This is a genomic window from Streptomyces sp. NPDC005791, from assembly GCF_042871485.1.
In the GTDB taxonomy this organism is placed as follows: Bacteria; Actinomycetota; Actinomycetes; order Streptomycetales; family Streptomycetaceae; genus Streptomyces.
This window is the reverse complement of sequence record NZ_JBIAIP010000010.1, coordinates 33454-47551: the sequence shown is the minus strand read 5'-3', so window position 1 is coordinate 47551 and position 14098 is coordinate 33454. Positions and strand designations below refer to the sequence as shown.

Genomic DNA, 14098 nt, shown 5'->3' with positions numbered 1-14098 from the left:
TGAGAAAGCGAGCACTACGACAGCCATGGCTGAGGCTCAGAATTCCCCGGTGGGCTCCACCACCGCCGGGTCCATCGCGGTGGCGGCCGAGTCCACCGTCGCCACGCGCATGAGCGCGCCCCCGTCCTTCGACGTCGCGGACTTCCCGGTCCCGCACGGCCGCGAGGAGGAGTGGCGGTTCACGCCGCTGGAGCGGCTGCGCGGCCTGCACGACGGCTCCGCCGTCGCCACCGGTGACGGTGTCAAGGTCGTCGTCGAGGCGCCCTCCGGCGTCACGGTCGAGACCGTCGGCCGCGACGACGCGCGGCTCGGGACGGCGGGCATCCCGGTGGACCGGGTCGCCGCACAGGCGTACTCGTCCTTCCAGCACGCCTCGGTCGTCACGGTCGCCAAGGAGGCCGTGCTCACCGAGCCGGTCCGGATCACCGTGCACGGCGAGGGCGGTGTGGCCTACGGCCACCAGCTCATCGAGCTGGGCGCCTTCGCCGAGGCCGTCGTCGTCATCGACCACACCGGTGACGCCGTGCTGGCGGCCAACGTCGACTACGTCCTGGGCGACGGTGCGAAGCTGACCGTCGTCTCCGTACAGGACTGGGACGACACGGCCGTCCACGTCGGCCAGCACAACGCGCTGGTCGGCCGCGACGCCTCCTTCAAGTCGGTCATCGTGACGTTCGGCGGGGACCTCGTCCGCCTCCACCCGCGGGTCGCCTACGCGGCCCCCGGTGGCGAGGCCGAGCTCTTCGGCCTGTACTTCACCGACAAGGGCCAGCACCAGGAGCACCGCCTCCTGGTCGACCACAACACCCCGCACTGCAAGTCCAACGCGGTGTACAAGGGTGCGCTCCAGGGCGACGACGCCCACGCCGTATGGATCGGCGACGTGCTCATCCAGGCCGCAGCCGAGGGCACCGACACCTACGAGATGAACCGCAACCTGGTTCTCACCGACGGTGCCCGTGTCGACTCCGTACCGAACCTGGAGATCGAGACCGGCGAGATCGTCGGCGCCGGCCACGCCTCGGCGACCGGCCGCTTCGACGACGAGCAGCTGTTCTACCTGCAGTCCCGCGGCATCCCGGCCGAGGAGGCCCGCCGGCTCGTCGTGCGCGGCTTCTTCGCCGAACTGGTCCAGCAGATCGGTCTGCCCGACGTCGAAGCCCGTCTCCTCGACAAGATCGAGGCCGAGCTGAAGGCGTCGGTCTGAGATGGCCTTCGTCAGAGCCTGTGCGCTGAGCGAGCTGGAGGACGACACCCCCAAGAGGGTGGAGCTCGACGGCACGCCGGTCTCCGTCGTCCGCACCGAGGGTGAGGTGTTCGCGATCAATGACATCTGCTCGCACGCGAACGTCTCGCTGTCGGAGGGCGAGGTGGAGGACTGCGCGATCGAGTGCTGGCTGCACGGATCGAGCTTCGACCTCCGCACCGGCAAGCCGTCCGGTCTTCCCGCGACGCGCCCCGTCCCCGTATACCCCGTAAAGATCGAAGGGGACGATGTGCTCGTCTCCGTCACCCAGGAGTCCTGAGTCACCCATGGCAACGCTTGAAATCCGCGACCTGCACGTCTCCGTCGAGGCCGACAACGCCACGAAGGAGATCCTCAAGGGCGTCGACCTGACCGTGAAGCAGGGCGAGACCCACGCCATCATGGGCCCGAACGGGTCCGGCAAGTCCACCCTCGCCTACTCGCTCGCGGGTCACCCCAAGTACACGATCACGAGTGGCACGGTGACCCTGGACGGCGAGGACGTCCTGGAGATGTCCGTGGACGAGCGGGCCCGCGCCGGCCTGTTCCTCGCCATGCAGTACCCGGTCGAGATCCCCGGTGTCTCGGTCTCCAACTTCCTGCGCACCTCCGCCACCGCCGTCCGCGGCGAGGCCCCCAAGCTGCGGACGTGGGTGAAGGAGGTCAAGGAGACGATGGCCCAGCTCCAGATGGACCCCGCCTTCGCCGAGCGCAACGTCAACGAGGGCTTCTCCGGCGGTGAGAAGAAGCGCCACGAGATCCTCCAGCTGGAGCTCCTCAAGCCGAAGGTCGCGATCCTCGACGAGACCGACTCCGGTCTGGACGTCGACGCGCTGAAGACCGTCTCCGAAGGCGTCAACCGCGTGCGCGAGAGCGGCGAGGTCGGCACCCTGCTGATCACGCACTACACGCGCATCCTCAAGTACATCAAGCCCGACTACGTGCACGTCTTCGCCAACGGCCGGATCGCCGCCTCCGGTGGCGCCGAGCTCGCCGACAAGCTGGAGAACGAGGGCTACGAGGCCTACACGAAGGGCGGCCCCGTGAGCGGAGCGAACTCAGGAGGTACGGTCGCGTGACTGACGCCCGACAGGGGCTCTCCGGCCTCCTCGACACCGAGGCGATCCGTAAGGACTTCCCGATCCTGGACCGCACGGTCCACGACGGCAAGAAGATCGTTTACCTGGACAGCGCGGCGACCTCGCAGAAGCCGCGCCAGGTGCTCGACGCGCTCAACGAGTACTACGAGCGGCACAACGCCAACGTCCACCGCGGTGTGTACACGATCGCCGAGGAGGCCACCGCGCTGTACGAGGGCGCGCGTGACAAGGTCGCGGCCTTCATCAACGCACCCAGCCGCAACGAGGTGATCTTCACCAAGAACGCCTCGGAGTCGCTCAACCTCGTGGCGAACATGCTCGGCTGGGCGGACGAGCCCTACCGGGTCGACAGTGACACCGAGATCGTCACCACCGAGATGGAGCACCACTCCAACATCGTGCCGTGGCAGCTGCTCTCGCAGCGCACCGGCGCGAAGCTGAAGTGGTTCGGCATCACGGACGACGGCCGCCTCGACCTGTCGAACATCGACGAGGTCATCACGGAGAAGACGAAGATCGTCTCCTTCACCCTGGTCTCCAACATCATGGGCACGCACAACCCGGTGGAGAAGATCGTCCGCCGCGCCCAGCAGGTCGGCGCGCTGGTCTGCATCGACGCCTCGCAGGCGGCCCCGCACATGGTGCTCGACGTGCAGGCGCTGCAGGCCGACTTCGTGGCCTTCACCGGCCACAAGATGGTCGGCCCCACGGGCATCGGCGTGCTCTGGGGACGGCAGGAGCTCCTGGAGGACCTGCCGCCGTTCCTCGGTGGCGGCGAGATGATCGAGACCGTGTCGATGCACTCGTCGACGTACGCGCCCGCGCCGCACAAGTTCGAGGCCGGTACGCCCCCGATCGCGCAGGCCGTCGGCCTCGGCGCGGCCGTGGACTACCTCTCGGCCATCGGCATGGAGAACATCCACCGCCATGAGCAGGCCATCACCGCGTACGCGGTGAAGCGGCTCCTGGAGGTCCCCGACCTGCGGATCATCGGTCCGGCGACGGCCGAGGACCGCGGGGCGACGATCTCCTTCACGCTCGGTGACATCCACCCCCACGACGTGGGTCAGGTGCTCGACGAGCTGGGCATCGCCGTCCGGGTAGGACATCACTGCGCACGGCCGGTCTGCCTGCGGTACGGAATTCCTGCGACGACGCGAGCGTCGTTCTATCTGTACTCCACGCCCGCCGAGGTCGACGCCCTGGTGGACGGCCTGGAGCACGTGCGGAACTTTTTCGGTTAGATGGCAGAGCGGCTGAGGGTTGACTGGTGAAGCTTGATTCCATGTACCAGGAAGTGATCCTGGACCACTACAAGCACCCCCACGGGCGTGGCCTGCGGGACGGCGACGCCGAGGTGCACCACGTCAACCCGACGTGCGGCGACGAGATCACGCTCCGCGTGAAGTACGACGGCGAGAGAATCGCCGACGTCAGTTACGAGGGTCAGGGCTGCTCCATCAGCCAGGCCAGCGCCTCCGTGCTCAACGAGCTGCTGGTGGGCAAGGAGCTCGGCCAGGCGCAGAGGATCCAGGAGGCTTTCCTGGAACTGATGCAGTCCAAGGGTCAGCTGGAGCCGGACGACGCGATGGAGGAGGTGCTGGAGGACGCGGTCGCGTTCGCCGGCGTCTCCAAGTACCCGGCCCGGGTCAAGTGCGCGCTGCTCAGCTGGATGGCGTGGAAGGACGCGACGGCGCAGGCGCTGTCCGAAGGGAAGACGGCATGAGCGAGAACGAGACTCTTACGACGAAGCCGGCCTCCGAGGAGGAGGTCCGCGAGGCCCTGTACGACGTGGTCGACCCCGAGCTGGGCATCGACGTCGTCAACCTCGGCCTGATCTACGGCATCCACGTCGATGACGCCAACATCGCCACCCTCGACATGACGCTGACGTCCGCGGCCTGTCCGCTGACCGATGTCATCGAGGACCAGGCGAAGTCGGCGACGGACGGGATCGTCAACGAGCTGCGGATCAACTGGGTCTGGATGCCGCCGTGGGGCCCGGACAAGATCACCGACGACGGTCGCGAGCAGCTGCGCGCACTCGGCTTCAACGTCTGATTCCAGCCGTTGTCCGTTTCGGACGACGAACGGCCATGCACGCCAGGCAGACCGGCGGGCATGGCCGTTCGCTTTCACCACCTCGCCGTCGTCGCCCACGATCTGCCGTCACCGGCCCGCCTCTGGTGCGGGGCGCTGGACCGGCAGGTGCTGTTCGAGGCGGAGGACGAGATCGTCATCGGCGCCGACGCGTTTACGATGCCGGGCACGTGCTTTCTCCCCGTACTGGACTCCCCGTACTGGAGGAGAACACCGGCAAGAACCGGCTGCACATCGATCTTTTCCCCCCGACGACCAGGCAGCCGAGGTCGAGCGGACCATCTCGCTCGGCGCGCGAAGGGCGGGCGTCGGGCAGAGCGACGACGTCACCTGGGAGGTGCCGGCCGATCCGGAGGGTAACGAGTCCTGTGTGCTGAGGCCGAAGAACTCGATGGTGGGCCGACCGGGCCCGGCCGGGTCACCACTGCGGCGCCCCGCCCCCGTACGGCGGTGCCATCGGCCCCTGCTGCGGTACGCCCGCCGCCTCGGCCAGGACCGGGCCCAGATTCTCCGTCCGGATGCGCCGGTCGACGTAGAGCAGGCCGGTGACCAGCTGGGGGAACGTCGTCGAGATGATCTGGCTCACCAGGCCGCCCAGCATGCTCGCGATCAGATAGCCGCTCATGGCGACGATCACCGCCGCGGCGCTCGGGTCCTCGTCCAGGGTCGCGCTCCCGATCATGCCCGGGAACACCCCGAGGACCGAGAACGGGATCTGGATGACATAGCCGGCCACGGCCGCCATCACACCGGCCAGCAGCGTGATGCCGAAGATCCGCCACCAGTCGCCGCGCACCAGCTGCGACGAGCGGCGCAGCGCGGCGACGGGCCCTTGCCCCTCGAAGACCACGACGGCGGGTGCCAGGCAGACCTTCGTCCAGAGCCAGACGGCCAGCGGACCGGTGAGCAGGGCGCCGATGATGCCCAGGGACGTGGCGACGGCGGCGCCGCCACCGCTGTCCGTCGTGACGAGGCTGATGATCACCGCGGCGAAGGCCGCCAGGAGGAGCAGCACGGGCACGATCGCGAAGAGGGCGATGAGGATCAGGGTGCCGATCACGGGTGCGACCCGGGACCAGGCCTTGCGCCACACCGTCGCGAAGGTGATGGGTCTGCCCAGGACCGCCTCCTGCAGCACGGTCGGGACCGCCGCGTACATCAGGCCGGAGACGATCGCCAAGGTGGCGATGCCCAGCAGCGCGAGGACGCCGCCCGAGATCACGAGCGGGACGACGTCCGTGGACGAGGCCCCCTCGTCGTAGTCGAGGGAGGCGACCCGGTCCAGGTGGTCGGAGACGGCGGAGTAGGCGACGGCCACCGCCGCCGCCATCAGGAGCGCGGCCCCGCCGTACAGCGCGGCGGCCAGGCCGAACAGTTGCTTCCAGTACCTGCCCATCGTCGAGAACGCCCCGCCCAGCACGTCCCCCAGCCTCAGCGGGGCGAGCGGTATCACCCCTGGCTTCGGCGGCGGCACCCAGCCGCCCCAACCGGGCGGGCCCCCATAGGGACTCCCGCCGTACGCCGCGCCCCCGTAGGCGCCCCCGCCCCATCCTGCGTCCTGCGCCACCACTGCTCCGTTGCTCGTATCATCCGGTCGTCATCCGGTCCTATCGGTGCGGACACCGTAGCGTCCTCGAGTGCTCGCCCATGCCGCCCCGAGCGGTCGCGGTACGGCCACCCGTCTGATGTGTACGGCCGTACGCTTCCTTGTGTACGCTTGTACGCATGGGATACGGACTGCTGGCCGCGGCCATCGCGGCGGAGGTGGCCGGGACGACGGCCATGAAGTACAGCGAGGGCTTCACACGACTGTGGCCCTCGGTCGGCACGGTCGTGGGCTATGTGCTGGCCTTCGCGCTGCTGGCCCAGACGCTCAAGACGCTCTCGGTCGGCACCGCCTATGCGATCTGGGCCGGAGTGGGCACCGCGGCCGTCGCCGCCATCGGCGTCCTCTGGATGGGAGAGTCGGCGGGGCTCGCCAAGATGGCCGGCATCGCGCTGATCATCGCGGGGGTCGTCGTCCTCAATCTCGGAGGGGCCCACTGATGGCCCGGCGGTACGACCCCGAGCGGCGTGACCGCATCATCCAGGCCGCCATCCGCGTCGTCGCGGACCGGGGCATCGCCGGGCTCAGCCACCGCACCGTGGCGGCCGAGGCCGACGTGCCGCTCGGCTCGACGACCTACCACTTCGCCTCGCTCGACGAGCTGCTGATCGCCGCGCTGCGCCGGTGCAACGACAACTTCGCGCGGACCGTGCGGGAGAGTGCGTACCTCGCCGACCCGGCGGCCGGTCTCGCCGACGGGCTGACCCGGCTGCTGGGGGAGTGGTTCGCGGGCGGACGGGGGCCGATGGAGCTGGAGTACGAGCTGTACCTGGCGGCCCTCCGCCGCCCCGCCCTGCGGGTCGTCGCCGCGGAGTGGGCCGACGGTGTGGGCGATCTGCTCGCCCGTCGTACCGACCCGGCGACCGCGCGGGCCCTCGTGGCCCTGCTCGACGGCATCAGCCTCCAGGTGCTGCTCACCGGCGGTGACTTCGATGCCGAGTACACCCGCGAGATGCTGGCCCGGATCGTGGACGGGGCGGGTCGTTGAGCGTCCACCAGTCGCCCACGGCTGCTCCGGCCCTCCACGAGCAGCCGGAGGCCCTGTGGTCTCCGGCGGCCGAGACCGGTTCGCCCGCACGGGGCTCCGGCGGATAAGTTCTTGTCCATGACCGACACGACTTCCCAGGGCTCCGCCCGCACCACCGGCGCCGTCGCCGCCGGCCTCGCCACCATCGCCGGTGACGGCACCGTCCTCGACACCTGGTTCCCCGCCCCCGAGCTCACCACCGAGCCAGGTCCCGCCGGAACGCAGCGCCTCAGCCCCGAGGAGGCGGTGAACCGGCTCGGCGAGGGCGCGGCCAAGGCCCTCGGCGTGGACGCGCGCCGCGGGGTGGAGGTCGTCGCCGTGTCCACGGTCATCTCCTCGCTGGACGACAAGCCGCTCGACGCGCACGACACCTACCTGCGCCTGCACCTGCTCTCGCACCGTCTCGTCCAGCCCCACGGGCAGAACCTCGACGGCATCTTCGGGTTCCTCGCCAACGTCGCCTGGACCTCGCTGGGCCCGGTCGCCGTCGACGACCTGGAGAAGGTCCGGCTCAACGCCCGCGCCGAGGGCCTGCACCTCCAGGTCACCTCGGTGGACAAGTTTCCCCGTATGACGGACTACGTCGCGCCCAAGGGCGTGCGGATCGCCGACGCCGACCGGGTGCGCCTCGGAGCTCACCTGGCCTCCGGTACGACCGTGATGCACGAGGGCTTCGTCAACTTCAACGCGGGCACGCTCGGCACCTCCATGGTGGAGGGCCGCATCTCCGCGGGCGTCGTCATCGGCGACGGCTCCGACATCGGCGGCGGCGCGTCCACCATGGGCACGCTGTCCGGCGGCGGCAAGGAGCGCATCGCCATCGGGCAGCGCTGTCTGATCGGCGCCGAGGCCGGCATCGGGATCGCACTCGGCGACGAGTGCGTCGTCGAGGCCGGGCTCTACGTCACGGCGGGCACCCGGGTCACGATGCCGGACGGGCAGGTCGTCAAGGCGCGCGAGCTGTCCGGCGCCTCGAACATCCTCTTCCGCCGCAACTCGGTCACCGGCGCCGTCGAGGCCCGCCCGAACAACGCGGTGTGGGGCGGGCTCAACGACATCCTGCACAGTCACAACTAGGGCGTGTTCGAAATTCCCGCCTGCCTGGCGACGCCTGGCACGCACGCTCGCCGCGTTGTCGGGATCACCCCGGTACATCCAGTATCAGGGCGACCCTCCGCCTTGCGATCGCACGCACCAGACGCCGCCAGGCCCGCCCTTCGGGCGGACGGCGTCACTTTCGAAACACGCCCTAGTCGGTAGCGGCGAGGAGTTCCTCGTGCACCCTCCGCAGCCCGTCGGTCGCCTCGCGGTCGGCGGGCTGCAACGGTTCGCGGACCGGGCCGGGGCCGGACGCAGGGAGACGCTCGACGGCGGGCACGGTCTGGCATGATCGAACGCAGTGGCGACGGAACGTTCCAGGGGTGGGGTAACTCGGCATGCGCGTACGGAGAACGATCTCGGCAGCCGTGCTCACGGCGGCCGTGCTGACCCTGTCCGGCTGTGCCGGATTCCTGGTGCCCGCGGGGGAGGGCGAACCGGGCCCCACGACGAGCCCCACCGGCACGACGAGCCCCACCGGCACGACGGAGCCGGCGGACGCCGGCATCACGACGGACGCGTCCGCCCAGGGCGCGCCCACCCCCGCTCCGTCGGCCGACGGCTGCCCCGCCTCCGGGGTGGTCGTGGACATGGGCCCCGTCCAGACGGCGATGTTCCACCGCTCGGTCACCCTCACGCTCACCAACTGCGGGACGCAGCCCTACCGCGTGTACGGCTACCCGTCCGTCCGCGCGCTGGGCGACGAGGGCGAGCGCATCCCCGTACCCGTGAACGCCGGCGGATCGATGTCCGGCAACGACGAGGGGCCTGAAGAGGTCATGCTGAAGCCCGGCGCGAGCGTCCGGTCGACGCTGGCCTGGGTCTCCACCAAGGAGGGTGGCGACCTCATCGAGGGCGACGCCCTGGAGATCGCCGCCGCACCGGACACGGGGGCGCGGGTCTTTCCGCTGGAGGGCCACGACATACGCCTGATGGACGAGCTGAACACGACGGCCTGGCGGGCGGGGACGACCGGCTGACCGGCCTTGACGTCACGTGCGCCTGACGTACGAGGGTGTGAGCGAGGCGCGCCGAGGGGCACGCCCGGAGAGGATCACGCCATGCCGTCCGTACGGTTCGACTCCCGCCCCGATCTCACCCGTTCCGACGGGGGCGTCGTCACGGTCGGCACCTGGGACGTAGGCACCCCCGAAGGCAGCGACGGACGGTCGAGGCCGTCCGTGCCGCATGGGGGACCCGTGAGTGGCCGCACCCCGGGCTGTTGTCGTACAACGTCCTGACCGGTGACGACGGGAGAACCCTGCTCGACCACTCCCGGTGGGCCGACGAGGACGCCCACCGGGAATTCGCCCGTGCGGGCCGTGACGAGCGTGTCGCCGAGATCGACGCGGCCGTGCCCGGCATCGAGCGGGTCGGCCTGCGCGCGTTCGAGCCGTACCGCTCCGGGGTGAACGAGGACGACACCCGGGAGCCGGGCTGCGTCGTGATCGTCGACATCGAGTTCGACGGACCGGACCGGACCCGTCAACGGCAATGGGCGGACGCCGTGTTCGAGGCGCTCGACTCCGATGCGGCGCCGGCGCCCGGCGGCATCTCGGCGCACTTCCACGTCAGTACGGACGGGACCCGGGTGCTCGACCACGCCGAGTGGGCGTGCGCACAGGCCCACGTCGACGCACTCGCCGCCTCGGGCGACGGGATCGGATCGAGGACACCGCAATGGCACCGGGTCCAGAACCACCCCGGCCTGAAAGGCAGTAGCGTGCGCCGTCACACGCCCGCGTTCAGCCTCGATGCGGGACTGCAGGGAACCGGGCGGCACGGGACGAAAAGCGTCTACGCTGGGGCGGCGGCCAAGGCCCCGCTACACGCCGGGCCGGGCCCCTTGCACACAGCCCGCGCATGCCCCGAGGAGACCCCCTGATGTCCGCAGAGCGCCCCTCCCTGCCGCCGGTGCGGCTGCACACCGAGGCCGAGCTGGCACGGGACGCGCTGGCCGCTCCGCTGCTCGCCCGTGCCGCACGCCTCGCTCGCTGGGCGGGCCCCGACACCCGGGTGGGCCCCGGGGGCGAGCTCGTCGACGCGCAGCTGCCCGCAGCCGCCCAGCACCTCGGTCTCGGCGACGACGAGGACGGTGCGGCGTACGCCAGCGAGGCATGGCGCCTCGCCGTCGACACCGGGCTCGTCGACGTGGAGGACCCGCAGGAGGGGGAGGAGGACGGGAACGGCGACGCGGAGGGCACCGTCACGGCCGGTGAGAACCTGGCCCTGCTCACCTCGGGATCTCCGCAGGACGTCCTGGCGATCTGGCTCGACGGCCTGGAGGCCGTACACGCGGACGCCACCGCCCCGGCCTTCGACGACTTCGCCGACCTCATCGGCGAGGACGGCAGCGTCGACTTCGACGCCCTGGACTGGGACCCGGAGGAGGAGGCCGCATTCCTGGACGGGGTGCTCGGCAACCTCTATCTGCTGACCCTCTCGGAGGCCGGGCCCTCCGACGGCCCCGTGCCGCTGCCCGCCCTCGCAGCGTCCGTGGTGGTGCCCGAGGACATGGGCGAGCCCACCGACGACGTCCTGGAGCAGGTCTCCGAGGCCATGATGCGGCTGGACGACCAGTTCAGGGTCCTCGAACCCATCGGGATCGTCGCCTACCAGCCGGTGGACGAGACGTTGCTGACGGAAGAGGGCGAGGAGGCGACGCCGCCCGCCGACGACGAGGACGTCACCCGCTACGGCATGGTGAAGCTGACCCCGCTCGGCCTCTACGGCATCCGCGAGCGGATGCTGGAGGCCGGCGTGGACGCGCCGGCCGTCGGCGACCTCGCCGACAAGGGGGCCGACGCCCTCCTCGACGGCATCGCGTACTACCCCGAGGACGCCGCGCGCACCGAGGTCGGTCTGTGGCTCGACCGCCGCGGGGCGGACGGGGCGGAGTCCGCGGCGGCGGAACTCCTGGGCGCCGCGCGCGGCGGCGACCGGCGCGCACCCCTGCGCAGGCTCCACTGCCAGCAGGCCCTCGCCCTGGTCGGGCCGGAGGCCGAGCCCGCGGTCCGCGCGGTGCTCGGTGACCCCGAACTGGGCGGGCTGGCACGGGTCTGGCTCGCGGAGCGCGGCTCGGCGGACGTGCCGGCACCGCCGGAGTCGATGATCTTCTGGCTGGCCGTGGACACGATCGCCGCGCAACTGGACGCCGACGGCGAACTCGACGAGCTCCAGGGGCTGGTCGAGGGCCTCTCCGACCAGCACAGCGGTTTCTTCGACGAGGTCTGGCGGGTCGACCACCCCGCGACCGCCGAGGTCCTGGAGGCGATGGGCCGCATCCACAGCGACCGTGGCGCCGCGAAGGCCGCCCGCAAGGCGGCGTACAAGGCGCGGTCGAGGCAGAAGGGCTGAGGCGCGGGTGCGGCACGGCCGCGGCGGGCTGCCGCGGTCGCGCCGGTCCGCCGGCGGTCTCCCGGGGTGTTCCTGATCTTCGCCGTCCGTTCACCGGGCCGCCCATCGGTCATGGCCCGCTGCTGCGAGCATCCGGTTCCGCAGTGAACCGAACCGGAGGAACGATGCTCCCGAAGAGAACCTGTGCCGCACTCGCGGTTCTGGCCGTGACCGCGGGCACCCTGGCGGGCGCAGGTACGGCGAACGCGGGTCAGCCGCACGGCGGCGACCGCGGACCGAAGCCGGTGGCCTTCGAACGTACCGCCACCTACCCGGTCTTCCGGAACCGGCCGGCCGGTGAGGACGCCGCGGCGCAGACGGTCGCCGAGATCTCCGCGACCAGCGAGGACGGCCGCACCCTCATCCACACGGACGCCGCGGCCAAGCGGATCGGCTTCCTCGACATCAGCGACGCCGGCCGGCCGAAGGGGCTCGGCACGCTCTCCCTGGCCGAACTGGGCGACGCCGAGGACGAGCCGACCTCGGTGTCCGTCGTCGGCCGGTACGTGCTGGTCGTGGTGAACACCAGCGCGAGCCACACCCGGCCGTCCGGCCGCCTCGACGTCATCTCGCTGGCCACGCGTGAGCGGGTGGCCAGCCACGACCTGGCCGGCCAGCCCGACTCGATCACGATCAGCAAGGACGAGCGGTACGCCGCCGTCGCCATCGAGAACGAGCGTGACGAGGAGGCCACGCCGGCCGGCGGCGAGGAGGGCGACCTCCCCCAGGCACCCGCCGGCTTCGTGCAGATCGTCGACCTCAAGAACCCCTCGCCCGCCCGGTGGACCACCCGCGCGGTGCCGCTGACCGGGGATGACGGCTCCGCGCTGCCCGCACTGGTGGCCGCCGGGATCGCCGAGCCCACCGACCCGGAGCCGGAGTACGTCTCCGTCAACAGCCGGGGTCAGCTCGCCGTGACCCTCCAGGAGAACAACGGCGTCGTCCTGATCGACCTCGCGTCGGGGCGCCTCACCAAGGCGTTCACCGCCGGCACTGCCTCCGTCGAGGGCATCGACACCGTCGAGGACGGCGTCATCGACCGGACCGGGTCCATCAGCGACGTACCGCGCGAACCCGACGCGCTCGGCTGGATCGACGACCGCTACCTGGCCACCGCCAACGAGGGCGACTGGAAGGGCGGAACCCGCGGCTGGACCGTCTTCGACAGCCGCACCGGCAAGGTGGCCTGGGACGCGGGCAACACCTTCGAGCACCTGGCGGCGCGCCACGGCCTGCTGAACGACGACCGCTCCGAGAACAAGGGCACCGAGCCCGAAGGGCTGGCGGTCGCCACGTACGACGGGGTGCGCTACGCCTTCGTCGGCTCCGAGCGCAGCAACTTCGTCGCCGTCTACGACGTCAGCAGGCCCACCCGGCCGGTGTTCAAGCAGGTGCTGCCCGCCACCAACGGCCCCGAAGGCCTGCTGCCGATCCCCTCGCGCGGACTGCTCGCGGTCTCCAGCGAGGAGGACGACGCCGAGGCCGGCGTACGTGCCACGGTGAGCCTGTTCCGTCTGGGCAAGGGCGTCCCCTCCTCGCCTTCGCTCGTGTCCGCCGACGACTCCACCGGCGCCCCCCTCGGCTGGGGCGCGCTCGGCGCCCTGTCGGCCGTACCGGGCCGCGCCGACGAGCTGTACACCGTCACCGACGCCGCGTACTCCAGCACCCGCGTCCTCACGGTCGACGCGGGCGGCGAGCCCGCCGTCATCAAGCGCGAGCTCACCGTCAAGGACGCCGCCGGCAAGCCCGTGGGGTACGACGCCGAAGGCATCCACGCACGCCCGCAGGGCGGCTTCTGGCTGGCTGTCGAGGGCAAGAAGGGCCCCGGTAACCAGCTGGTGCGCCTGGACCGTCACGGCGTCACCCAGCAGGTCGTTCCGATCCCGTCCGACGTCGCCTCGGGTCTCGGTTCGCAGGGCTTCGAAGGCGTCACCGCCACCACGGACCGGGACGGTCGCGAGATCGTCTGGGCGGCACTCCAGCGCGAGGCCGGCACCGACCCGGCCGGCGTGGTCCGGCTCGGCCGCTACGACGTCCGGGCCGGCACCTGGAGCTGGTACGGCTACCGGCTCGGCACCACCACCACGGACGGCGACTGGATCGGGCTGTCCGAGATCACCGTGGTCGGGAACAGGCTCGCCGTCATCGAACGCGACAAGCTGAACGGACCGGCGGCCAGGGTCAAGCGGATCTACACGGTCGACCTGCCCAGGACCGCCGCACCGCGGGGCGCGCTCCCCGTCCTGCCGAAGACCCTCGCCCACGACGTGCTGCCCGACCTGCGGGCCACGAAGGGCTGGACCCAGGAGAAGCTGGAAGGCCTCACCGTGGGCGGTGACGGCCATGTCTACGCCGTCACCGACAACGACGGTCTGGACGACTCCACGGGCGAGACCGTCTTCCTCGACCTCGGCCCCGCACGCAAGGTCTTCGGCCGCGACTGAGTGCGTGAGAGACGGACCGGGCCGCCTCCACCCCAGCGGTGCAGGCGGCCCGGTCCGTCTCCAGCAGTCCACCGTCTCAAG

The 14098-nt window shown here is 71.0% G+C and carries 13 protein-coding genes and 2 pseudogenes; 14 read left to right on the top strand and 1 reads right to left on the bottom strand.

What is annotated here, in order from left to right:
- Positions 1–25: 25 nt before the first annotated feature.
- The 7 genes and pseudogenes from sufD to ACFYSH_RS20435 form a co-directional block, all read left to right on the top strand.
- The gene (gene sufD / locus ACFYSH_RS20465) at positions 26–1207 is read left to right on the top strand and encodes a Fe-S cluster assembly protein SufD (RefSeq protein WP_359474844.1); all 1182 of its coding nucleotides are present in this window, start codon (positions 26–28) and stop codon (positions 1205–1207) included.
- 1 nt (position 1208) lies between these two features.
- Positions 1209–1526: a bifunctional 3-phenylpropionate/cinnamic acid dioxygenase ferredoxin subunit gene (locus tag ACFYSH_RS20460; RefSeq protein ID WP_275319171.1), complete on the top strand. Its 318-nt coding sequence runs from the start codon at positions 1209–1211 to the stop codon at positions 1524–1526.
- A gap of 7 nt (positions 1527–1533) precedes the next feature.
- Positions 1534–2325 carry a Fe-S cluster assembly ATPase SufC gene (sufC, locus tag ACFYSH_RS20455; RefSeq protein WP_359474839.1) on the top strand — a complete coding sequence of 264 codons (792 nt, stop codon included), beginning with the start codon at positions 1534–1536 and terminating at the stop codon, positions 2323–2325.
- The gene (locus ACFYSH_RS20450; RefSeq protein ID WP_359474836.1) at positions 2322–3590 is read left to right on the top strand and encodes a cysteine desulfurase; all 1269 of its coding nucleotides are present in this window, start codon (positions 2322–2324) and stop codon (positions 3588–3590) included. The genes sufC and ACFYSH_RS20450 overlap by 4 nt, the downstream gene beginning before the upstream one ends.
- 26 nt (positions 3591–3616) lie before the next feature.
- The gene (gene sufU, locus ACFYSH_RS20445; RefSeq protein ID WP_359474833.1) at positions 3617–4072 is read left to right on the top strand and encodes a Fe-S cluster assembly sulfur transfer protein SufU; all 456 of its coding nucleotides are present in this window, start codon (positions 3617–3619) and stop codon (positions 4070–4072) included.
- A complete protein-coding gene (locus tag ACFYSH_RS20440; protein ID WP_250970406.1) occupies positions 4069–4407 on the top strand; it encodes a metal-sulfur cluster assembly factor in 339 nt (112 codons plus the stop codon). The genes sufU and ACFYSH_RS20440 overlap by 4 nt, the downstream gene beginning before the upstream one ends.
- A gap of 60 nt (positions 4408–4467) precedes the next feature.
- Positions 4468–4840, top strand: a pseudogene (locus tag ACFYSH_RS20435) (VOC family protein); the annotation flags it as partial.
- 24 nt (positions 4841–4864) lie between these two features.
- On the opposite strand, the gene ACFYSH_RS20430 reads toward ACFYSH_RS20435, so the two are convergent.
- Entirely contained in the window at positions 4865–6013 is a 1149-nt protein-coding gene (locus ACFYSH_RS20430) for a hypothetical protein (protein ID WP_359474830.1), read from the bottom strand.
- A 158-nt stretch (positions 6014–6171) separates the two neighbouring features.
- Between ACFYSH_RS20430 and ACFYSH_RS20425 the strand changes: the two genes are divergently transcribed.
- The 7 genes and pseudogenes from ACFYSH_RS20425 to ACFYSH_RS20395 all read left to right on the top strand — a co-directional run bounded on the left by ACFYSH_RS20425 (position 6172) and on the right by ACFYSH_RS20395 (position 14017).
- On the top strand, positions 6172–6492 hold the full coding sequence (locus ACFYSH_RS20425; protein WP_359474827.1) for a multidrug efflux SMR transporter: 321 nt from the start codon (positions 6172–6174) through the stop codon (positions 6490–6492).
- Entirely contained in the window at positions 6492–7040 is a 549-nt protein-coding gene (locus tag ACFYSH_RS20420) for a TetR family transcriptional regulator (RefSeq protein ID WP_359474825.1), read from the top strand. The genes ACFYSH_RS20425 and ACFYSH_RS20420 overlap by 1 nt, the downstream gene beginning before the upstream one ends.
- A gap of 117 nt (positions 7041–7157) precedes the next feature.
- Positions 7158–8156, top strand: coding sequence for a 2,3,4,5-tetrahydropyridine-2,6-dicarboxylate N-succinyltransferase (dapD, locus tag ACFYSH_RS20415; RefSeq protein WP_359474822.1), 999 nt, complete (start codon positions 7158–7160; stop codon positions 8154–8156).
- A 359-nt stretch (positions 8157–8515) separates the two neighbouring features.
- Positions 8516–9157: a DUF4232 domain-containing protein gene (locus tag ACFYSH_RS20410; RefSeq protein WP_388754252.1), complete on the top strand. Its 642-nt coding sequence runs from the start codon at positions 8516–8518 to the stop codon at positions 9155–9157.
- 81 nt (positions 9158–9238) lie between these two features.
- Positions 9239–9939 (top strand): annotated as a pseudogene (locus tag ACFYSH_RS20405) (antibiotic biosynthesis monooxygenase); the annotation flags it as partial.
- A 122-nt stretch (positions 9940–10061) separates the two neighbouring features.
- On the top strand, positions 10062–11534 hold the full coding sequence (locus ACFYSH_RS20400) for a hypothetical protein (protein WP_388754249.1): 1473 nt from the start codon (positions 10062–10064) through the stop codon (positions 11532–11534).
- A gap of 164 nt (positions 11535–11698) precedes the next feature.
- Positions 11699–14017 carry an esterase-like activity of phytase family protein gene (locus tag ACFYSH_RS20395; protein ID WP_388754246.1) on the top strand — a complete coding sequence of 773 codons (2319 nt, stop codon included), beginning with the start codon at positions 11699–11701 and terminating at the stop codon, positions 14015–14017.
- Positions 14018–14098: the final 81 nt, after the last annotated feature.